Origin of the sequence: Bacillus basilensis, from assembly GCF_050630465.1 — a bacterium.
GTDB classification, from domain to species: Bacteria; Bacillota; Bacilli; order Bacillales; family Bacillaceae_G; genus Bacillus_A; species Bacillus_A basilensis.
The window spans coordinates 86,325-109,511 of record NZ_JBNTQO010000007.1 but is presented as its reverse complement, the minus strand read 5'-3'; the positions used below and the strand labels follow the sequence as shown (position 1 = coordinate 109,511).

The window sequence follows — 23,187 nt, the reverse complement described above, 5'->3', positions numbered from 1 at the left end:
AATATAAGTAAAAGCATCCTTATATTGTAAGGATGCTTTTGTATTTACTTCAGTACAGAAGGCGTCGTCTTTTCTAACCAGAGAATGCCATCATATTGTTCTGTCGGAATCATGATTTCTTCTTTATCTTTTATTCCCCAATAACTTGCTGTAGTAGGAGTAAATATCCATGAAGTTTCTGTTCGGTTACTTTCTCCCTTTAGGTTAACAAAAACATGGGGACTTCCCACCGTGCTGATTATTTTTTCTGCGCTTTGTTCTTCATGTTCATTATGTACAGGAATAATATAACTGTTTCCATTATACGCAAATACACCAATCGTGTACATTTGGTCTTTGATGCGCTGTGGAAGATAACTCATCATATTTGGGCCAACATAATTGTATTGCTGCACCTTCATAAAGTCTAATATCATTTTTGAATTTTGTTTTCGAATATGATAATTATGCCCCCACACAATAATTTTTTTGTTTTTATACTGCATTTCGGTGAGCCATGCGAAATTTTGTGCCATTTTTTGACCTCGAATATAGGTAGCGTAGTCTGCAATTTTAGGTGAGTATATACCACCTTTAACTTTCATTACAGCATCGAAATGCGTTTTAATCGCATCAATCCGTATATTAATAGATTTCTCCAGAAAGTTCACATCATAGGAAGCAAGAGGTGCGACTTGGGTCAATTCAGATTTATGATTTTGAATAAATGTTCTAACCTTTTCTAACTTGTTAATTATGGGCTGTATTTCCATTTTAAATTGATCATAGGGATATGTTTTCTTTGGATCGTAATACTTATTCAGTTCAATTAACTCTGACACTGCTGCATTAAATTCACTCGCCGCTTCAGGACTTACTTTTTGCAACCATTCATTTGCATAGGAGTGGAATGAAGATTTTTGAACTACCCCCACTTTCACTTCGTTTAGAAGTGAAAGTGGGGGTAGTTCAAAGGAATAGGTTTAGGAGTAAAACGTTATATGCAAGGGTAATTAAAAACCTTCATATAAACCACACATTAACCCCACTATTAGAACAAACTAAAGTTGCATACTTTAAGTATCATTTTTTAACATTAAACATCCGAACATACTAATATTATGTAATATGGAAGTTAAGTTAGAAGAAAACAAATAAGGGAGAGCGGATACTATGACAAGATTTGCGAATCAGCATGTAGAGAACACGATTTTAGAAGAGGATGTAGAGCTTTTAAAACTTATGGCACACCCAATGCGTTTAAAACTAATCAATGAGCTTTCAAAACATAAAACACTAAATGTAACCCAAATGACCGAAATTTTAAACATTCCACAATCAACAGTTTCCCAACACTTATCTAAAATGAGAGGGAAAGTTCTAAGAGGAAATCGTCAGGGATTGGAAATTTACTATAGCATCGAAAACCAAAAGGCAGAAGATATTATGGGATTATTAGGACCGCTACAATAAAATATTAGGCCTACCATTTAAAGAATCATTTATAATAAATACTTTTACAATGATTGGCGAATAGTGAACATTTTAAGAATGGCCATATATTCTTATGATAAAATGCTGTAGAAAGCTTAAGAATTCTTAAGAACTTTTACCCTTTTTTCTTAAGGTTTGGACTCTAGAGTATGATTATGGAGTCAAAGCAGTGGGGGATTAAGAGTGAAAAAATCTGTTTTCATATTTCTAAATATAATGAACTGGAAATCAGTTGTTGCAGTCCTTCTAAATTCAAAGTGTCTTGGAGACAAAATGATTGAAGGAATTAATTTGAAGAGAGTAAATTAAATTGTTAAATATAGTCCAAGTACAATCATAGAAAAATTAATTAATAGAAGCAATCTCAAGATTATTAATAGTGGCAAATAATAAAGAAATTTATTTTTTACTAAAAACAAAATTTAAAGAAGAAGGGGAATTATTAATTGTATATGGGTCAGCGGTAAAAATTGAACAAGATATTAGGGGAACGATATCAATTTAGTTATTTTTTGTCTTACGTTTGCATGTTTAGAGTATAGAGAAGGTAGAAATGTTTCACCTGCTTATATCTTTAATTGTTTAATACGAGAAAAAATGTGGAGGAATAATATGGAGTCAAAAATTCTTATTGTTGATGATGATAAGGAGATTAGAAATCTAATCTCTGTTTATTTGGAAAATGAAGGTCTGAAAACTCAAAAGGCAGAAGATGCTTTGGAAGCTTTACAACTGTTAGAAGAAAAGGAATTTGATCTTATTATTTTAGATATTATGATGCCAAATATGGATGGTATTGAAGCTTGTATGAAGATTAGGGAAGATCGCAATATGCCTATCATTATGCTATCTGCAAAATCTGAGGATATAGACAAAATTCAGGGTCTAGCCTCTGGTGCAGACGATTATTTATCAAAGCCGTTTAACCCATTGGAATTAATTGCTAGGGTAAAATCCCAATTAAGAAGGTTTAAAAAATACAATACATTAATAGAACATAATAAAAGCATTCTAGAAATTGGTGACTTAACCGTGAATTCAGATACTCGTCAAGTATGGGTAAGGGGAAAAGAAACTAGGCTAACTCCAAAAGAGTTTGATATTCTCGAACTACTTGTCCGTAACAAAGGGATTGTCCTGAGTGTAGCAAAAATATATGAAGCAGTTTGGAAAGAGGTTTTTTATAAATCAGACAATACCGTCATGGTGCATATTACAAAAATAAGAGACAAAATTGAAGAGGATTCTAAACATCCCATTTACATTAAAACTGTTTGGGGAATTGGGTATAAAATATGAAGAATGTTAGTTTTAGAAATAGGATAATTATAAAACTTCTTGGTGCTGTTGCAGTTAGTTTTTTTATTTCATTTGGTTTAACAATCCTCATTGTGCAATACGTCATAGATCCATTCTTTATAAAACACGAAGATTTTGGCTTGTTTGAAGTGAGACTCGCAATGTTGTTCTTATTTACGTTCGCAATCTTAAACTTTATAGTAATCTTTTTGCTATTGGTTCGCAAGAAAATAGTATATTTGAAGCTCATTTCGGAAAATGTGAATGATATTGCAAATGGAAAACTGGGCTTAACAATTGGGATTAAGGGGAAGGACGAATTGACCCAACTTGCTCAAAATATCAACTATATGTCCAAGGAATTGGAGAATACATTTGAACAAGAAAGACAATTAGAACGTACAAAAAATGAACTTATCACCAATGTATCTCATGATTTACGCACACCTTTAACATCTATTATTGGCTATATAGATTTATTAAAAAGAGGGCAATACAACAGTAACACACAATTACAGGAATACCTTGAAACCACGTATTCAAAGTCACAGAGACTGAAATGTTTAATTGATGAGCTGTTTGAGTATACTCGTTTATCAGGTATAGATGCTAAGTTAAACCTTAATGAAGTTGATTTATCAGGTTTGTTGGAACAAATAGTTGGAGAATACATTCCTATATTTGAAAAAGAAAGTTTAAGCGTTCAAAAATCAATCACGGAAGAAACAATACCTATTTTCATGGATATTGAAAAAATGGTACGTGTATATGAAAATCTGTTTATGAATGCGATAAAGTATAGCATGAAACCATCCGAATTATCCGTATGTCTTGAACTAATAGGTAACAAAGCAATTTTGAAAGTATCAAATAAAGTCGAGAAGCCGCCTGTTAGCGACCCTAATAAATTGTTTGAAAGATTTTTCAGGGGTGATAAGGCAAGAAAAAATGATCAAGGAAATGGACTGGGACTTGCTATCTCAAAAAGAATTGTTGAACTTCATCAGGGTAATATACATGCAGAATATAAAGACGGCTGGATGTCCTTTATTGTTGAACATCCAATTAAATAGAATGGCTTCTGGAATTATAGATTCCAGAAGCTTTTTTTATAAAAACTTAAGAAATCTTAAGGATTTTACGGGGTGTTTCCTAATTTTCATAGTTTATCATGGGTGTATTCAAAGTGATGAGGTGAGTGAAGAAGATAAAATGAAAGTTTTTATAGTAGCTTAAGGGTGGATGCAACATGACTGTTTTGTTAGTAGCAAATAAAAATAGTAGCTAATTGTAATCAAATAGAAAAAACAAACGTAGGAGGATATATATGATACAACCAGTTGTAGATGTAAAAAACATTCAAAAATTGTACGGTAAAAAAGGTGAGAATCAATCCCACGCGTTAAAAGGCGTATCATTCTCGATTCAAGAGGGAGAGTTTGTTGGTATTATGGGGCCGTCTGGTTCTGGTAAAACAACATTATTAAATGTAATTTCAACGTTAGATACAGCAACAGGTGGCATTGTTGAAATTGCAGGTACGGATATTACGAAAATGAAGCAAGGTGAGCTTTCTGATTTCCGGTCGCAAAAATTAGGATTCATTTTCCAAGACTTTAACTTATTAGAGAATCTATCTATATATGAAAATATTGCACTCCCACTTTCACTTCAAGGCGTTTCATCGCGTAATATTGGACAGAAAGTAGAAAAAGTAGCTGATATGTTAGGCATTTCAGCTATACTTCAAAAGTATCCTTCTGAAGTATCTGGTGGACAAAAGCAACGTTCCGCAGCAGCACGTGCGTTAGTTCATGAACCTGCAATTATTTTAGGGGACGAGCCAACTGGAGCTCTAGATTCTAAAAATGCAACGAGTTTACTTGATGCCATGACAAGCTTAAATAAAGAGCAAGGTGTATCCATTATGATGGTTACGCATGATCCTTACAGCGCAAGTTACTGTCAGCGTATTTTATTCATTCAAGATGGTGAATTATATAAAGAAATTCATCGCGGTGGTGCCCGTGAAGAATTCTATAAAGAAATTTTAGATGTGCTTGCAAACTTAGGCACACAAAAAGCGTAAGGAAGGAAGTTCAATCATGTTATTTAAGCTTTCTATGTCAGGCCTAAAAAGTAAGTTGCAAGATTATATTGTTTTACTTGTTGGTCTTATTGTCTCTATTTCAACTTTTTATATGTTTCAAACGCTAGCATCCAATAAAACGTTCCTTGAATCTAACTCTTCTATTAGGGATATTGTGTCTGTATTTAAAATTGGTTCCTTTTTGTTAGCGGTTATCACATTTTTCTATATTTTATATGCAAACTCTTTCTTATCAGCTCTTCGTCAAAAAGAATTTGGTATGTATATGATGTTAGGAGCAAAAAAACATAAAGTTACCTTACTTATGTTTATCGAAACAATCATATTAGGTGGCACATCTCTTTTGATTGGAATTACAATTGGTGTAGGACTTGCAGAAGGTATCGGTCAGCTATTAATGAAGCAACTCGAGTTTTCTGGCGAAGGTTATAAAGCATTTTATCTGCCATCTATAGCCATTACTTGCGTCTTCTTCCTTGCATTATTTGTATTATCGGCAATTATGAATAGTATTAAATTTTCTCGTATTTCTGTACTTCAACTTGTACATGCAGATAAACAAACAGAACGTGTTGTCATAAAAGGAAAAATGACCGTTGTAATTGCATTCTTTGGTATTCTTTTATTAGGTATTGGTTATGCATCACTGATTTATATGTCATATGCAAATTCTCTAATTGGTTTGGGATTAATGGCCGTTGGATTAATCTCAGCAACTGTTGGTACTTATCTAATATTTGGATCACTTCTCCCAGTTATGATTAACAAGCTAAAGAGTAATAAAAACCGTAGTGAAAAAGGCCTCAATGCTTTTACTTTTGCACAATTAAATTTCCGTATAAATGGTCTAACAAATGTGCTTGCAACAGTAGCAATCTTAGTGGCTCTTGGTGCTGGTGGAATCGCTTGTGGTATGGCATTTAAAAACAACATCCTAAAAATGACAGATCAAATAGAAATTTACGATTCAGTCATTCATAATCCAACAGTGGAAGAAAAGACAATTTTGGGTGGTATCTTATTTCAAGAAAAACTAGAATATCATTACAAAGTGGATGATAAGTATGTTTATTATCTTAAAGAAGATGTAGAGAAAAATCGCCCTTTCATACAAGTTATGAAAATAGAGAAAGTTTCAGAGGAATTACCCATTGGTGCATTTTCAATAAAACGGGCTAAAGGAGAGACATATACAAAACAATGGATCCAGGCTTTCAGAACGATTCAGCCAAATTATTTATATCCTGATTATGAAATAAAAATTGTAGATCAAAACATATACAATGGATTGAAGGGTAAAGACAGTACTGTGTTTATAGGGAAAACAGATGATTTTGGATCATACATAAAAGAATGGAAAAAACTTGATGAATTACAGATAGAAAAATATAAAAATGTGAAAGCGGAAGAATTAGATAGTAAGTATCAAGCATATATTATAGGTCATGATTTTGCCAGCGGACTAATGTTTATGGGTTTCTTCGTTGGAATTGCATTTTTAGCAATGATGGCAAGTTGCTTAATGTTTAAAGTTCTGTCGGGAGCATCAAAAGATGTAACACGTTATCAAATGCTTCATAAAATTGGTGTCCGCCGAGAATTATTAAAAAAATCAATTTATAAAGAGTTATTCTTCATATTTTTATTCCCAGCAATTGTCGGGATTACTCATATATTAGTTGGTATGAACATGTTTAGTCCTCTTTTAATCAATCCGTACTCTCGTATTTGGTTACCACTTGTTATTTTTGTAGTGATTTACTCGATTTACTACTTAATTACAGTTCAATTATATAAAAGAATTGTACTTCCGAAAGAGAAGTAATAAGTATATAATTTTTAACTATAGATCGTTCAATATTTTCGACTTTATAATTTAAGAATTGGATAAGAAATACTTAAAAAGACCTAAAACTAATTGTTAATGTTTTGGGTCTTTTATATTTAAAAAACTGATTTTATTTGAATTTATGAAGCATCTATTTTCTTGACACATTAGGAGGAAATGAAAGTCTATACTTATGTTAATTTCTTTCGTTCTTATGTTGGTGGGCATAGGAAAGGATTTCACAAATATAAAATAAGATTGACAACGTAAGATTACAAGTGTAATATTCAGTTACGGATTACAAATGTAATCTAAGGGAGGTGTAATTTAAACGAATGAAAGAATTACCTAAAATTTCAGAAGCTGAGTTAAAAGTAATGAAAGTACTGTGGTCAAACTCTCCACATACTGCAAATGAAGTGATTGAAGAGTTGGAGAAGAAAATGGATTGGAAACCCAAAACGAATCGAACACTACTTAATCGATTAGTTCACAAAGAAGCAGTTGCTTACCATCAAGATAAAGGGCGTATGTACGCTTATTATCCTTTGGTTTCGCAAGATAGTTATTTACAAGTAGAAACAAAATCATTGCTTAAACGTTTCTATGGTGCAGCATTTAAGCCTTTGCTAGTAAATTTCCTGAAAGAAGAGAAGCTGTCTTCAGAAGACATTAACGAACTTAAACGTATCCTGGATGAGAAGACTGAGGAAAATCAGAGGAAGGATAGATCATAATGATAGAAATGTTTATTAATGTCTATCTGCCTCATTTTTTCGATTGGTTGATAGAGACCTCTATTATGGCGAGTATATTAGTAGGCCTAATCCTATGTATCAAGGTCTTGTTTAGAAACAAGTTAACTCCACGTTGGCAATACATGCTATGGATTATATTAATAATAAGACTTGTATTACCTTGGTCGCCAGATAGTTCCTATAGTATCTATTCTGTTCTTACTTACAAGAATAATGATGCATTCATTTCTAGCCGAACCCCTGTAGCTATTTTTCTTTCAAAAGAACGTATGCAAGAATTGAAAGGTATAGACGATACAAAGGTTCTCACAAAAGAAGATACTTATACCTCAAGTTCAACACAAACTGATCAGGCAAATAAGACACAAACACACAATAATGAAAAGCAGGATGATGAGACGGTTCCATTCTATACAATCTGTATATACATCTGGCTTACTGGCGTTATTCTTCTAAGCTTTGCTACTTTTATAATGAACAGGCGTTTATTACTTTACATAAAAAAACAACCGGTTATTACAGATGAGAAGATTGTCCAGATTTTTGAAAAGTGTAAGCAATCTATGTCTGTTCAACGAGATATCCCTCTAATTGTATCTGGAAAGGTTTCCAGTCCAACAGTGTTCGGATTTATTCGCCCAAAGTTATTATTGTCAACTGTACATATGAAAATATTAGATGAACAACAGTTAAGATATATTTTCCATCATGAATTAGCTCACATCAAACGAAGAGATGTAGGTGTGAACTGGCTTATGCATGGCTTACTCATTTTAAATTGGTTTAATCCCATTCTATGGTATGCCTACTCATGTATGCGGGAAGATCAAGAACTAGCATGCGATGCATTAGCTCTTACATGTATAGATTCAGAGGAACAAATTGCATATGGACATACTATTATTAGTCTTTTGGAACATTACTCAAGTTACTATCAAGTACCGGGTGTGGCAAATTTCAGTAAAAACAAAAGGATGTTAAAAAGGAGAATTTTAATGATTAAAAAATTTAAAAAAAATCATATCGTTGGTCTGCACTAGGAGCAGTGGCAGTTATTGCTGTATCATCTGTATCCTTATTAAATGCCCGTGCTGATATACCGACTAATCCTGAGAAACAACAAATAGAAGTAAAAAATAATATGCAAGAATTAAAAACACAACCTGATATTTCTATACAGCAAATTGTAGAAAAAATGATTGGTACAAAAGAACAGGCAGAGACAGAATTTCTTGTTTCAGAAGGCGAATATAATACTTTGCTTACAGAACTTGGAGTGGCACAAAATCTATTTACGAAAGAAGAATTTAAGCAATTTATTAATTTAGAAACAGAATCACAGATTTTGTATAAGAAAGTAAAACTAGCAGGAAGTCCTGAAAAGTTAGAACCAGAAGAGCAAAAAAAATATGAGAAAAATGTTGAAGAAATTGGACCATTTAGACAGAAAATTTATTCACACTTTAATTTGACTAAAAAAGAAGCACAGGAATATCTTGATTTTCAAATTAAGACACCAACGTATGTAGTAAAAGGGTATAAACTAAGTGGAGAAGATGTTCAAACACCGTTGGCTATTAAAAAAATGGATCCCACTATTGTTTATGAATATCGAAATGAAGATTCCGTATATATGGTGTATCAATCTGCAGTTAGAGATCAAGGAAAAGATTCGCTGAAGGGGATAGTAGGGACTAGTGAAAAGATAACTAATTATGAATTAGTCGGTACAAAAATAACTTTATCTGAAAGCACAAAGGATAAATCTAAAGTGATGAGGATGATTGTTCCTACAAAAGGAAAGAATAATACTTATCAAGTCGCAATTCTTGCAGATAATTTAAGTAGAGAAGAGTTAGAGAAAATAATGGTTTCCTGTCTAAAATAAAAAATAGAGTCTCAAGACTGGGATCTTGAGACTCTATTTTTTATTTTAGGTAGAATCATTCTACGCAGCTGTACAGAAAAAAATTCTCTATTTATTGATGAAATACTATTAAAAATTATGATAAATGTTCTTGATATAAGCCACTACTCATCCACTTAAATGCAACACGTTGGGATAAAGTGCTCAATCCGTAATAAGATTGCATCTTGATATCAGCTAGACAATTAATAACAGATTGTGGACCTACAATCCATCCAATGCGTAATCCTGGAGTGAGGGTTTTTGAAAGACTTCCAAGATAAAGAACCAGACCATGCATGTCTTTTGCTTTTAAGGCTAGAGGAGGTTCCTTGTCAATCCATAATTCTCTATAAATATCATCTTCTATAATGGGGATTCTTTCTTCTTTGCAAACCATTAAAAGCTCAGACCTTCTAGAATCTGACATAATAAATCCCGTAGGATTATGAAAAGATGGAATAGTGTATAGAATATTTTGCTGAGATTTTTGCGTTTGATTTAAAATTGACTTTGTTATTATGCCCTCATTATCTATGGGTAATCCTGAAAAATCCATACCGGCAGATTGAAATAGATGTAAGAAATAAAGGTAAGATGGCCTTTCAAGTAAAGCTGTCGATCCAGGTTTCAATAAACCTACAGATATAAGATCTAGAGCTTGTAGAGCACCTGAAACGATAAGAATAGAATTAGGTGATGCTTTTATGCCATGAGATTTTAAGTATGTACTAATAGATTGACGTAGTGGCAAAAAAACTTTTGGTTCTTCATATCCAAACGCTTCTATTTCATTAGCTAACCCTTGTATACTTTGTTTCATTTGCAATAGGGGAAATTACTAAGTTGTATTAGAACAGAGTTCGACTTAGCTTCGTTGATCTGCTGTACCATTATTCGACTCGGCTGATGAAACCCGGTGTTTACATGATTATTCCAGGATTCTTACCGTAAACTAAATACGTGATATCTGTAAGAAGTGTTTTCCCTGGGGTATTTTGTTTGAATTCCCGATTTAATTGATTCGGTACTATTCGATGTTCTTTTGTAGCTTTAAGCATTCTTTTATAAGGATTCGCTTTGCGAACCGGACAGACAATCTCGTATTTCTTCATAATTCTACGGATACGCTTTAAATTGTAGACAACTTGAAACTGACCCGCCAATGTCATCTTTATCTGACAAGCCCCCTTCTTTCTATTTCTAAATCGAAGTGCTTTTAATATGGTTTCTTTCAAGATTTCATCTCGATCACTCTTTTGTTTCCGTTGTTCTTGAGATGAAACTGAAAAGTAATTATAGTATCCCGAACGGGATACACCAGCTACTTTACACAAATGACTGACCATATTCCTTAAGTTGTATTTCATGATGTCAGAACGAATCAAGATGAATTTCTGACTAGGTGGTAGTGTTATTTCCTTCTCATCCTCCCTTCCATAAGTTTGATTTTTTTAGCAATTCGTTTTCCGCCTTTAGTAAGTTTCGTTCAGCTTCTAAACGGGCATACTTTTCTTCTAACGTAAGCTCTCTCTCAAGTGTTTCTTCCAGCGTTTTCAATACGTGTATCCCTTAAACCCAATACACCATTTTTTCTATAAGCAGCACGCCATCTACTTCCCGATGACATAACTCGTTTCATTCCAATCATTTCTATATCAAAACCACATTCTTCAAAAATATTTCGAGGTAGCTTTCCTTTTTCATTTTCCTCAATAAAAATATGCTTAAATTCTTCTGTATAAGTGATACCTTTCTGACTTACAGATTTTACGTATAGGTTATTTGATAGAATTTGAATTTCTCTTTCTGTAAATAGTTTTTTTGTCATTTTCAACATTCTACGATCCCAATTTCTCTTTTATTATACAAGAAATACCCTATAGAATAGACTTTTTTCAAGTGTCTATTCTATAGGGTACATTTTAATTAACTAATGTTTGTTTTTTTTCAACACCTTTAATTTTGTTGATATGATCAATTTTTACTAAAGATGGAGAAGTATTTATTTCAGTAGTATGCATGTTAATTATTATTTCTTACCATATTAATTTTGGAAAAGAGGAAAGTGCATAAATTTTTAAATATCAGTTATAAAGTAAAAAACTAATATGTATACAACATATTAGTTTTTTTGTTTTTTTAATATATAATATTCGTCCTATACTTAAAGTGAAATTTTTGGGTTACTAAAAAACTGATTTTATAGAAATATATAGAATTTCAAATGATTGTAATAGATGAATTGATTGTAAAATATATACATTTATAGTTGGTCATATTATCATTGTTATAAATATTGGAAATAGAGGGTGATAGATGGAAAAGTAGAGGTCTGAAAAATAAATAGTATACACTTATAGTTTTGAGGGAAGTAGAAATATTAAAATTAGGAGGATTAATTCACTATGTTAAAGAAACTGATGTTTATGTTAATGGCTCTTACCCTAGTTTTTGTTCCAACTCTCGCTTCAGCTGCAACTATACAAGATGGAAAACAAAATAAGGCTACACCTGAAGAGTTAGAAGCTCAAGTTAAAGAATTAGAATATATATTTTCGGTATTAATGGTAAAAGATGAAGAAACAGGTAAGTATGTTCTTAATAAAGAAGAATTAGCGAAATCTTCATATAACAATGAAGATAAAGCAGCTATTATTGCTGGTGTTTATGTAATGAATGATGAGGAAATTCCATCTAATATGTACTCAAGTAATGTTTGGGAAAGATGTTGGCAGGATGCATTAGGTATTAGTAAATCATATTTTAATCAAATAAAATCGTATCTTAAGAAAGAGGATTACTGGGGAGCATTGGGAATGCTTTCATTGCTTGGGCTACCATATAAGCCTGCGTTGTTATTTGCTTTTGCAGTAACTTGCGGGCCAGCTCCAGCTTATATTGCACCTAACCCTCATGAATAATAAGCCTGATATCTTATAAGTAAATGAACTAAAATTAGAATCTCTTTTGTGAATCTATTGATGCAAAAGAGATTCTTTTATCTTTTTAAACAAGTATTTCTGTTAAATATGAAAATATTAAGTATATTCTGTTGAAAAAAAGTAGATTTGAAGTAAGTAAAACTTTCATATGATATGCTTATTCTATACTAACTAATTTTCAGGTGAGGAGTTGATCGGTTATTACTAGTATAGAGAATATATATAATGCTTCTGTATTCTTAATGCTTTTATCTACTTTTTGTTTTTATCTGTATTTACGAAAAATAAAAAGAGAAAGAAAGCTCACTGGTTTCGAATTTACAATGTATATCATAACACAAGTTAGTTACATTCTTTGGGGAATCTATATTATATATATAAATTTCGGATAATTTCCAAGTCATTACTATGAATGTAAGCTGAATAATACAAAAAGAATCCTTTATAATAAAGGATTTCTTTTGTATTATTGTACAGTATTTTATTACAATTAAATACCGAGGTAAATATTAAAATATTTAGTATAAGGTATTTTTTTAAAAGATATACTTTATGAAAGTTGCTAAAATCAGTCCTAACAGATAAAAAGTGTTTGGAGGAATAGATTTGTTAGAATGTAAATTCTGCTTTGCAGAAGGAACTGTAAATGATGGCGACTTTGATTTAGATCAGCATGATATAGGATATTGGTGTAATACATGTGAAGGTTTTAATTATATTAATGAAGATCAAGAAAAGTATAAATTTATTCTTATTATGGAAGATAAATTTAAAGATAAAACCAATATTAATAAACCTAAAATAAAATTCAATAAACGCTTATCAGTTTACCGTTATCCAGGAGGAAAAAGTAAGCTGATAGAATATTTATATTCATTCATACAAAAAAGCAAAGAAACTTATATCTCCATATTCGGGGGGAGCCAGCTTTGAGTTAGCTCTGTTAGAAGCGGGTATTGTTGAAACTATACATTTAAACGATTTAGATACAGGAATGTTCTCATTCTGGGGGCTTGTAAAACACATGCCATTTGCACTAATTCATCGTTTAGAATCTACAGTTCCCACACATAAACAATATTTTGAAGCTCAGAATTTAAATAAATCCTACTATGGGGGAGCAGATTTAGTTGAGGCTGCATGGGCATCTTTGTTAGTAAATAGACTATCCTATAGCAGTATATGTAAAGCAAATCCACTTGGAGGACGGAATGGAAATACTAAGAGCTTACTTTCACGTTGGAATACTGAAAACTTAATAGAGAGAATTAAATATATTCATTCATTATCGGATAAAATTACAATAACGCAGAAAAATGCCCTAACTTTAATTGAAAGAGAGTATTGGGAGGATGGAATTTTGTTTATTGATCCGCCTTACTACACAAAAGGAAAAGATTTGTACCATTGCTATTATAATGAGCAAGATCATATTGATTTAAGCATCTTACTTCAAAATTTACATATGTGTTTTCCAGGTAGTGATATAATTATGATATATGATTATAACAAATTTATAAATAATTTATATGAACATCCTGATAAGAGGATAATTGGTCGAAATTACTCTGCTTAAACAACTTATAATCTATATATTAATGTTATAAAAAAAATAATAATTTATTTTTCATTTATGCTATGTATTTTTAATGAAATAAGGAGTTTATACATGTAATTTTGCATACATAAGCACAATTTTTAAAAATCCGTATATCATAATAGATGGTTTAATTTAAAGTAATTTAGATAATTGGTTAATTATTTATCTAAAACTAATAAAGGATTGATATAAAATGTCAAGAATTAGCAAATGTAAAAAGACATGAAAGTTTAAACTAAAATCACATGAACAATTACTGATAAATAGCCATTACCATAAATTTTGTATGTACTTTTATGTCTCAATAACAGGACATGAAAGTCTAAACATTTTGAATATAGGACAAGAAACTCTAAACTACTTAGCTTATAATAAAATACCCACGAAAGTATTTCACTTATACAAAAAACAAGAAGCTTCTTAATTATAAGAAACTTCTTGTTTTAGCTTTAGAAAAAGCAAATTTATATCGATTTTTAAATAAATAACACAGTCATAGATGTTAGTTCAATAGCATCTATATACTTATTGGTATGGGGCTTTTCCCATTTGAAACCCATTGCTTATTTTTCCACCTTTTCGACGATAGGAGCTTTAGCGGATAATTCACCGGTTGCCATATTATTCATAAAATATGTCCCGTAAATAGTAACAGTATCTCCAATATTTATATCTTGTAAAATTTCAGGAGAAATGATAGCACTAACAGTCGAATCCTCATTAGAAATTTCAATAGCGTCATTTGATTTATTGATTACATTTCCAGTGTGCATTTTATATTGTTTTTTTAGCACGTTTTCTTCATTTTCTTTTTGAACAATTGCATATTTAGCTGTATCGGGCTGGCCAAATACAAGACCATCTATAAAAATAGGTGCATAAATAGTAACGGTATCTCCAATTTGAATATCTTTAAGGATTTCAGGGGAAGAAACCATAGCATCTAAACTTGTATTTCCATCAGAAATAATTAAAGACTTTTCTGTTTTAGCAGTTACTTTACCAGAACGTTTTTTGTGTTGTTTTAGTAAAGCTTTTTCTTTTTTATCGACTTCTGATATCGACTTCGATTTATCCATACCTGTATTAGGAGTAACTGTCTTACTTGCCAACTTTTCGATGATAGGAGCTTTAGCGGATAATTCACCAGTTGCCATATTATTCATAAAATATGCCCCATAAATAGTAACGGTATCTCCAATATTTATATCCTGTAAGATTTCAGGGGAAACGATAGCACTAACAGTCGAACCTTCACTAGAAATACTAATTGAGTTATTTGTTTTATTAATTACATTCCCAGTATGCTTTTGGTATTGGTCTTCTAGAACATTTTCCTCATTTTCCTTTTGAACAATAGCATATTTAGCTGTGTCGGGTTGACCAAATACAAGACCATCTATAAAAATAGGTGTATAAATAGTAACGGTATCTCCAATTTGAATATCTTTAAGGATTTCAGGGGAAGAAACCATAGCATCTAAACTTGTATTTCCATCAGAAATAATTAAAGACTTTTCTGTTTTAGCAGTTACTTTACCAGAACGTTTTTTGTGTTGTTTTAGTAGAGTTTGTTCTTTATTATTTTGTGTCGAAACAGCTGTCTCAGTAGTTAAAGATCGATTTTCTATTGAAATTGACTCAACCTCTTTACTATTGACATCCTTATCTTTACTGCTGACTTTTTCTCTCAATTCACCTTTTATTTCTTTCGAAAGCATATCCGTTTTAGCAGTAAGTTGAGCGGCTTCAGCCCGTGTTATGAATCTATTTGGTTGCCAGCCGTTATCCGTACCAATGGAAATTTTTAAGTCAATTAAGATATTGGCATATTTTTCTCCCCAATGTCCTTTTAAATCCTCAAATTTACTTTGGCCATTTTCATGTGCTGTACTTTGCAGTTTATAAGCATTTACTAGCATCGTTGCCATGGCAGCACGTGTAACTTTTCCGGATGGATTAAAGATGCCATTTCCTTCTCCTTTAATGATGCCAGCTTTTTCAGCAGCAGCAATATAGGGAGTAGCCCAGTGGTATTGGGTATCTGTAAAAGAAGGTTTGACTTTTGTATCAATTTTTATCCCTAAAGCTTTTGTTATAATTGTTGCGGCGGAAGCTCGATCTAACGTAGCGTTTGAGCCAAAGGTACCATCTGGTAAACCTGATATAGCTTGTTTTTCCAATAAATAATTAACAGATTGCTCTGCCCACTTTGGAACATCAGGAAACTTTTGAGTATCCGCAAAAATACTAGAAGAATAGGATAATATAGCCCCCGCGAGGAGACCTGTTGTGATTAATTTGCGCTTCATAAAAATATACACCTCTACCAATCTATTGTATTACCAAATTGAGATTTTTTATTTTTATATTTATATGTTTGTGATGATGTTGACATCTATTCAACTTGGTGTAACGATTATAGTTACTTATATACATAAGTGTCAATGAATAAATTTAACAAAAAAGTTTAATATTTACATAAAAAAATAAATATAAATTAATTTTATTTACTAAAAATTAATAATGTGTTGACGTATTAATATATACTTAATTATAATTAATCGAGATTAATTGAGATTGATTTTCAAGTTTGTTTACTAGTTTAACAAATATACAAACTTGAATTTAATTAAAAAAGTTGAATATAAACTTATATTTGTTCATTGGCACTTATATACAGGTAACTAAAATCGTTGAACCAAATGTATGTTATGCTTAAAAATTTTTAAAAGATACATATTGATAGAAAATCTATTCTCTAGGTACCCTGTTGATAAAAATCCTTTATATATTCGTATATAATCCATTAACAATATAGTTAATTATTCAATAAACTCGCCAACATTTATTGCAATTTTTTATTATTATTTCTCAATAAAGGAATATTGTAATTTATATGTATGAAAATGGATATAAATTAAGATTTAGAGGGAGAATATTTTATGAAATCCAAGTTAATTGCTACGGGAATTATTGCAGGAAGTCTACTATCCTACTCATCTAATATATTTGCAGATACTCAAAAATTTCCTGATGTTCCAAAGTGGGCAGAGCAGTCTGTAAATTATTTAGTAGATAAACAAGTATTAAGTGGCTACCCAGATGGGATTTTTGGATCAAATGATTCATTAGACAGGGCTTCTGCGGCGACTATTATGACAAGGGTTTTGGGTATGCAAATTGACTTCAATGCCAAACCTTCCTTTACAGATTCTCAAGACCACTGGGCTACTCCCTATATTGCTGCCGCTGAAAAAGCTGGCATCATTAAAGGAGAAGGAAATGGCATCTTCAATCCATCCGGAAAAGTTACACGTGCTGCTATGGCGACCATGCTAGTAAATGCTTATAAACTGCAAAGTACAGCACATGATAATGGCCAAAGTAAATTTGAGGATTTAAAAGGACATTGGGGAGAAAAATATGCCAATATCTTAATTGACTTAAAAATCTCAATTGGAACTGATAACGGTTGGCAACCAAATAGATTTATAACACGTGCCGAGGCCGCTCAACTTACGGCAAAAACAGATATGTTGCAAATAAATCAAAAAGATGTGTTAGAAGATAAAGAAATTATTACTGCTACCTCATATGAAGATTTAAATTTAACAGTGGCTTCGAAAATTACAGCCCAAGAGATTGATAGTTTTATTGCACAATACCATTCAGATAGTCCATTAATGGGACAAGGACAAGATTTTATTAATGCGCAAAATAAATATGGTGTGAATGCACAGTATTTAGCGGCGCATGCAATTTTAGAGTCTGGATATGGAAAATCAGAAATTGCATACCGAAAACACAATTTATTTGGGTTACGTGCGTATGATAAGGATCCGTTTAAATATGCTAAATATTTACCAACCTACGGCGACAGTATTGCTTATAATGCCAATTATGTACGAGAAAGATATTTAGAAAAAGATGGCATGCATTATAACGGACCAACATTAGATGGTATGAACGTAAAATATGCATCAGACAAAGGCTGGGCTGGAAAAATCGCAAATATTATGGAACGTATTAAACCATTCCGTGTGAAAGACTATACATCTGCAAAAAAATTACCGAAAAATCCCGATACATTAGATGTTGAAGCGTTATCTAATAACATTCCATATAACATGTATGAAGGTGGGACAACAGCAAATGTTGTATCAACAGCTGCTTATTACCATGTACCGTATCCATTTAACTTAAAAATTAAAAGTAAATCAGATGTAGCAGTCGAGGAAAATAAAGTTGGTACAGTAACCCGTGGAACAAACATCTTTATTTATCGTGAAGATCCAAATGGATGGGTAGAATTTTCTTTTGACACTAATGGAGAAAAATACTGGACATTAAAAAGTAAATTAAGTATGTAATTAGAACAGTCTCTAACTACTCTTAATCTTTTAGATTTTAATCTCAAATAATTATGAGACAAGTTTTTTACTTTTTTTAATATAGTTATGTATACAAAAAAAGTTAGAGAATTATTTTCTCTAACTTTTATGCGCTAATATATATAATTAAAAAGATGGTGGGGTTACTCCAAATATTACAGTGACGTTGTGCAAAGAAGTGTTTTCCCATTTATGTTTTGCGTATGGTGGGATTTTAACACTATCACCTGAATTAAGAAGTAGAACCTCATCATTTAGATATAGTTTTACTTGTCCATCCATAATAAATGCTATCTCTTCACCTTTATGTGCCACAGGCTCTATAGATGAAGCGGTTTGAGGTAACAGATTCATTAAAGCTAATTCCAGTGATCCATCTAAATTAGGAGATAATAATTCATATGAAACGTTACCGCTTTCAGGAAAAGTTATCTTTTTTCTTTGATTAGCTCTTACAACTAACTCTTCCGTATTGGTATCTTCTAAGAAAAAATTAAATAATGGAATATTTAATGCTACAGAAATTAGTTTTAGTGTTTGTAATGATGGATTCGTGATTCCTTTCTCAATCTGACTTAACATGGAAGGTGTTATATCAGCTAATTCAGCTAACCGTTTACTAGTTAATCCCGCACCTTTTCTAAATACCATAATTTTTTCACCAATATTAATATTGTTCATATGTGTAATCCCCTTTAAATAAGTAAATAAAATTAAAATTAATTTTATTCATTTATACTAAACATGTTGTTAATATATACTTAATTATAATAAATTATGATTAATATTCAAGCACCTGCATAGTTGTGAGAATAGTAAATAAGACGAGAAATGATTGATACTTATTCTTCCATGTGAACTATTAAGTATGATGACCTGATTATAGGATTGAATTTCTGTATAAGATTTTGGGATTGACAATAATGCAATAGCGGATGGACTGGCACTTGGAATAGAATCTGGGTTTTTAGGGAAAGCAATAGAACCATTTATAAGTGGGGCATATACAGTTAGTGATAAACATTTATATAAGCTATTAAAAGAATTAGTAGGTAAAGAGGATATCCGCTAGAACCATTATCAGGAATGATAAGACCTATTAAATTGCATAAAGGGGGGAGAGGCAATTTACAAAATAATGATTTAAAACATAAATTGTATAGGGAACAGGAGGAAGTATGATTCCAAAAAAGTAATGGAGGAATACTATCAAACAGGTTCTCATTTAATTAAAACGAAGTTCTAATAAGTAAATGACAACATATGAGTAAACACCAATGCTGTATTGTAAAATTTTTAAGGAAGTGAAAATAGTATGAAATCAGCTTTAAATAGTATTATGATCTCCTCGATTTTTGCAGTAGGAGGGATCCTTTCGCTTTTGTTTAATTTAATGGGGGATCAAGATTGGATCTGGAATTGGGTAGGGCTATTACTGGCATATCTATCTTTGGGCATTTTAATAGGTTTATATAATGAAACTGTTGATCACAAAACATTTCCTAAAATACTAAAAAGAACTTTGTTTATTTCCTTTAATGCTACTATATTAGGGATAATAATAGGGGTAACATACCAAGTTTTAGGAAAGTGGAATCTTACTATAATGATGTATTATTGGTTGATAATTTTATTACTACATTTAATTACTATAATAACATTATTCATCCTAGTATTCGAAAACAGTAATAGTAAAAATTATAGCTTACTATATAAATTTATTATACTTTTAAACATTTTCCTTACCTTAGGACCAGTATTATTTCCAGTAATTCTAACTATTATAGGAAATGCCATGAACGCTAGTGCAGGACACTAATTTTTACCTATACAGATTATTAATACGATAGAAAGAAGTTTATAATATGAAAATTAAGCTTAAGAAAAAAAGAATTATAAGTGTATTGTTGGCCATTACATTAGTAGCAATAGGGTATTACATGTTTCAATCTATTACGAATCCTAAGCTGGTAAATGCGGAAGAGGCAAACAGTGTTCAACAAGTGAGCAGTCTACCTAAAAATGAATTGAAAAAATCGATACCTAATCGTTTTGATGGTAAAGAAAGAAAAGTTGTATATTTAACTTTTGATGATGGACCAGGAAAATATACAGCTAATCTATTAGAGGTATTAAAGAAAAATGATGTGAAAGCAACATTCTTTTTAATTGGCGATAATGTGAAAAGGTTCCCAGATTTAGTGAAACGAGAACATGTAGAGAGCCATTATGTGGGCATGCATAGTATGACACATGATTTTAAAAAGTTATATACCAATCAGGAATATGTTAAGGAAATGAAAGAGGATCAATCTTTAATTAAAAATGTTATTGGAAACTCACCGAAATTAACACGGCCACCATATGGATCAATGCCTGGCTTAAATGAATCACTTCGAAATCAAGTGGTCGGAAATGATTTAAAAGTATGGGATTGGACAATTGATTCTTTAGATTGGAAATACAATAAATTAGCCGTTGATGTAGCAGCTGCAAAAATTGTGCAAAATGTATTGGCAGGTGCGACATCTTCAAAAGAAATTGTTTTAATGCATGATATTCATCCCCAATCTGTCGCGGCAGTTCCAGCAATTATAAAAGGATTAAAAGAAAAAGGTTATGAATTTGAAGCTTATAATGAGAATGACCATTTTCCAATAAACTTTTGGCATGATAATCGTATATAAAAAGATATGTATTAGTAAAAAGGAAATCAGAATGGAATAAGCAATTACTATAGGGTTTAAATATTAGCAGGAGCGTGTTTAGATAAATAGATGAAAACACGCTCTTTTTACCGGACTATATTTAAATTTAGATTTAAATATGAACTTTCTTATTTTAGAAAACTTTATACGGTTTTTTAATAGATATAAACAATTAAATGTCTTTTATTTATGCAAATAAAATTATTCAATCATAATATAACAATGGAGTGAAGTTAATTGTCGTTTTTTAAAAACAGTAAAATTGGTACAACATTAAATGTATTAGTAATTATAGCAAGTGTGGCTTGTATAATATTATCTATACTAGGATTTTTGGGTCTGAAAAAGGGGGAGCATGCATCTAATACGATGTATGAAGATAGTTTATTACCAATTCAGTGGATAGGAGCTATAGAGTCTAATTTTTATCTAATCAATATGAATGTAAAGGAAACTATTCTATCAAAAGATCAGAAAAGAATAAAGGAGCTTTTGGCAGAAATAGATGTAGCTCGTACAGAAACTGATCAGTTAATAAAGAAGTTTGAGTCTAGAGTTAGTTCTAATAAAGAAAAAGAATTGTATACAACATTTCATGAAGTATTTAATGAATTAAGAACACAACTGAGGAAAGTACAAGATTTGGGACAATCTAATAATGAAGAAGCATATGCTTATTATCTGAAAGAAGTTGACCCTAATATGAAAAAGGCAGTGCAGGCTATTCGTGAGCTCATTCAGGTTAATAATAATAATGCAGATCAATTACAAAAAAATAATACAGCCAGTGCAACAAATACTATAATGCTGTTTGTCAGTATCTCTATTATAGCAATCGCAATCGTTATTTTTATTGGATATATCATTAAAAGTACAATTAGACAACCGATTGTATTATTAGAAAGAGATATGGAAAAGGTATCTGCAGGTGATTTAACGATACGTACTTCTTATAAATCGGATAATGAATTAGGAAGTATTGTAAGGTCTTTTAATAGTATGCTGGATAACTTACAACAATTAATTGGAGAAGTAAAAATCACAACTCAAGAGGTCATTTCTTCTACCAATGGAATGTTACAAGATACTAAACGAGCATCTCATATATCAAGAGAGGTAGTTCAAACTATATCCGAGGTTGATAAAAAAATAGAAGGACAAGTTACTAGTATTCAAGAAAGCTCTTCATCAATGGAAGAAATTGCGACTGGCGTTCAAACTGTAGCTGAGTCTTCAGCAACGGTTACAGAAGTGGCGGTCACAACAACAGAACAAGTCAATTCTGGTAGTGAAGTAATCAAACAATCTATACTTCAAATGAATAGTATTCATGAGGTTGTTGAAGAAACATCCAAAGTAATAGAGAGACTCGTTATGCGTACACAGCAAATTGATAAAGCTCTAGATGCGATTACTAATATTGCTGAACAAACAAACCTCCTTGCCTTAAATGCTTCAATTGAAGCTGCACGTGCCGGAGAAAATGGAAAAGGATTCGCAGTGGTAGCAGCAGAAGTAGGGAATTTAGCTGAACAGTCTAAAGTATCTGCAGATGAAATCAATCATTTAATACTAGCCATTCAACAAGATACAAAAGATACAGTTGACGCAATGCAAAAAGGTCAACAAAAAGCGTCGGAAGGAAAAGAAACAGCTAATAAAGCGGATCAAGCATTCTCATCTATTATGGTAGCTATTAATAAAATCACTAGTCAAATTCAAGAAGTATCTGCAGCGACAGAAGAAATGTCTGCCGGCACAGAAGAAGTAAACGCCTCTATGTCGAGTGTTTCTGAAACCGCAACGCAAGTAGCTAAGGAAACAACTCAAACGGTACAGTCAATCCAATCACAGGCAGTCTCAATTGAAGAAATCTCGAATCAATCTAACAAAATAAAAGAAAAAGTAGAAGCATTATCAGAATTAGTTTCGAAATTTATTATTGAGAAACAAGGCAAAGAGAAATAAATATAATAAATATGATATAAGAGTAATAAAAAAGACCATTGTAACTTTTATAAATACAGTGGTCTTTTTTACTTTTATTATCTATTCCCCCTGGATACTCATGGCAGAATTTAATAGAGATTGATTGAATGTTATACATAAATCATTTTATAAATATCCACATTAATTTTCTTGGAAATCATTATTGAAGTTTTTCCA

Annotated in this window: 15 protein-coding genes and 4 pseudogenes; 14 read left to right on the top strand and 5 right to left on the bottom strand. The window is 31.5% G+C overall.

What is annotated here, in order from left to right:
- Positions 1 to 44: 44 nt before the first annotated feature.
- Positions 45 to 902: pseudogene (locus tag ACQVV1_RS16000) on the bottom strand (erythromycin esterase family protein); the annotation flags it as partial.
- A 250-nt stretch (positions 903 to 1,152) separates the two neighbouring features.
- Between ACQVV1_RS16000 and pagR the strand changes: the two are divergent.
- The 7 genes and pseudogenes from pagR to ACQVV1_RS15965 all read left to right on the top strand — a co-directional run bounded on the left by pagR (position 1,153) and on the right by ACQVV1_RS15965 (position 9,356).
- Complete coding sequence (pagR, locus tag ACQVV1_RS15995) at positions 1,153 to 1,452, top strand: transcriptional repressor PagR (protein WP_431169115.1); 300 nt, start codon at positions 1,153 to 1,155, stop codon at positions 1,450 to 1,452.
- A 633-nt stretch (positions 1,453 to 2,085) separates the two neighbouring features.
- Positions 2,086 to 2,772, top strand: coding sequence for a response regulator transcription factor (locus ACQVV1_RS15990; RefSeq protein WP_431169114.1), 687 nt, complete (start codon positions 2,086 to 2,088; stop codon positions 2,770 to 2,772).
- The gene (locus tag ACQVV1_RS15985; RefSeq protein WP_431169113.1) at positions 2,769 to 3,845 is read left to right on the top strand and encodes a HAMP domain-containing sensor histidine kinase; all 1,077 of its coding nucleotides are present in this window, start codon (positions 2,769 to 2,771) and stop codon (positions 3,843 to 3,845) included. The genes ACQVV1_RS15990 and ACQVV1_RS15985 overlap by 4 nt, the downstream gene beginning before the upstream one ends.
- A 254-nt stretch (positions 3,846 to 4,099) precedes the next feature.
- Positions 4,100 to 4,861, top strand: a complete 762-nt coding sequence (locus ACQVV1_RS15980) for an ABC transporter ATP-binding protein (RefSeq protein ID WP_431169112.1) — start codon at positions 4,100 to 4,102, stop codon at positions 4,859 to 4,861.
- 16 nt (positions 4,862 to 4,877) lie between these two features.
- Positions 4,878 to 6,707, top strand: a complete 1,830-nt coding sequence (locus ACQVV1_RS15975) for an FtsX-like permease family protein (RefSeq protein WP_431169111.1) — start codon at positions 4,878 to 4,880, stop codon at positions 6,705 to 6,707.
- A 338-nt stretch (positions 6,708 to 7,045) separates the two neighbouring features.
- On the top strand, positions 7,046 to 7,447 hold the full coding sequence (locus ACQVV1_RS15970; RefSeq protein ID WP_431169110.1) for a BlaI/MecI/CopY family transcriptional regulator: 402 nt from the start codon (positions 7,046 to 7,048) through the stop codon (positions 7,445 to 7,447).
- Positions 7,447 to 9,356 (top strand): annotated as a pseudogene (locus ACQVV1_RS15965) (M56 family metallopeptidase). Before ACQVV1_RS15970 ends, ACQVV1_RS15965 begins: the two are co-directional and overlap by 1 nt.
- A 121-nt stretch (positions 9,357 to 9,477) precedes the next feature.
- Here ACQVV1_RS15965 and ACQVV1_RS15960 read toward each other — a convergent pair.
- Positions 9,478 to 10,316, bottom strand: a pseudogene (locus tag ACQVV1_RS15960) (aminotransferase-like domain-containing protein); the annotation flags it as partial.
- Positions 10,316 to 11,214 (bottom strand): annotated as a pseudogene (locus tag ACQVV1_RS15955) (HTH domain-containing protein); the annotation flags it as partial. The pseudogenes ACQVV1_RS15960 and ACQVV1_RS15955, both read right to left, overlap by 1 nt.
- Positions 11,215 to 11,782: 568 nt before the next feature.
- Between ACQVV1_RS15955 and ACQVV1_RS15950 the strand changes: the two are divergent.
- The 3 genes from ACQVV1_RS15950 (at position 11,783) to ACQVV1_RS15940 (ending at position 13,895) form a co-directional block, all read left to right on the top strand.
- The gene (locus tag ACQVV1_RS15950; protein ID WP_431169109.1) at positions 11,783 to 12,298 is read left to right on the top strand and encodes a hypothetical protein; all 516 of its coding nucleotides are present in this window, start codon (positions 11,783 to 11,785) and stop codon (positions 12,296 to 12,298) included.
- A 627-nt stretch (positions 12,299 to 12,925) separates the two neighbouring features.
- Entirely contained in the window at positions 12,926 to 13,252 is a 327-nt protein-coding gene (locus ACQVV1_RS15945) for a hypothetical protein (RefSeq protein ID WP_431169108.1), read from the top strand.
- Positions 13,185 to 13,895: a DNA adenine methylase gene (locus ACQVV1_RS15940; protein WP_431169173.1), complete on the top strand. Its 711-nt coding sequence runs from the start codon at positions 13,185 to 13,187 to the stop codon at positions 13,893 to 13,895. Before ACQVV1_RS15945 ends, ACQVV1_RS15940 begins: the two co-directional genes overlap by 68 nt.
- Positions 13,896 to 14,482: 587 nt before the next feature.
- On the opposite strand, the gene ACQVV1_RS15935 is transcribed toward ACQVV1_RS15940, so the two are convergent.
- Complete coding sequence (locus tag ACQVV1_RS15935; protein ID WP_431169107.1) at positions 14,483 to 16,231, bottom strand: S-layer homology domain-containing protein; 1,749 nt, start codon at positions 16,229 to 16,231, stop codon at positions 14,483 to 14,485.
- 633 nt (positions 16,232 to 16,864) lie between these two features.
- On the opposite strand from ACQVV1_RS15935, the gene ACQVV1_RS15930 reads away from it, so the two are divergent.
- Entirely contained in the window at positions 16,865 to 18,292 is a 1,428-nt protein-coding gene (locus ACQVV1_RS15930) for an S-layer homology domain-containing protein (RefSeq protein WP_431169106.1), read from the top strand.
- Between the two features lie 147 nt (positions 18,293 to 18,439).
- On the opposite strand, the gene ACQVV1_RS15925 is transcribed toward ACQVV1_RS15930, so the two are convergent.
- Positions 18,440 to 18,994, bottom strand: coding sequence for a helix-turn-helix domain-containing protein (locus ACQVV1_RS15925; protein WP_431169105.1), 555 nt, complete (start codon positions 18,992 to 18,994; stop codon positions 18,440 to 18,442).
- 634 nt (positions 18,995 to 19,628) lie between these two features.
- On the opposite strand from ACQVV1_RS15925, the gene ACQVV1_RS15920 reads away from it, so the two are divergent.
- From ACQVV1_RS15920 to ACQVV1_RS15910, 3 genes are all read left to right on the top strand, one after another.
- Positions 19,629 to 20,132, top strand: a complete 504-nt coding sequence (locus tag ACQVV1_RS15920) for a DUF3902 family protein (protein ID WP_431169104.1) — start codon at positions 19,629 to 19,631, stop codon at positions 20,130 to 20,132.
- Positions 20,133 to 20,178: 46 nt separating this feature from the next.
- Positions 20,179 to 21,000, top strand: coding sequence for a peptidoglycan-N-acetylglucosamine deacetylase (locus tag ACQVV1_RS15915; protein WP_431169103.1), 822 nt, complete (start codon positions 20,179 to 20,181; stop codon positions 20,998 to 21,000).
- A 258-nt stretch (positions 21,001 to 21,258) separates the two neighbouring features.
- Positions 21,259 to 22,989 (top strand): methyl-accepting chemotaxis protein, encoded by a 1,731-nt coding sequence (locus ACQVV1_RS15910; protein ID WP_431169102.1) that lies wholly within the window; start codon positions 21,259 to 21,261, stop codon positions 22,987 to 22,989.
- Positions 22,990 to 23,187: the final 198 nt, after the last annotated feature.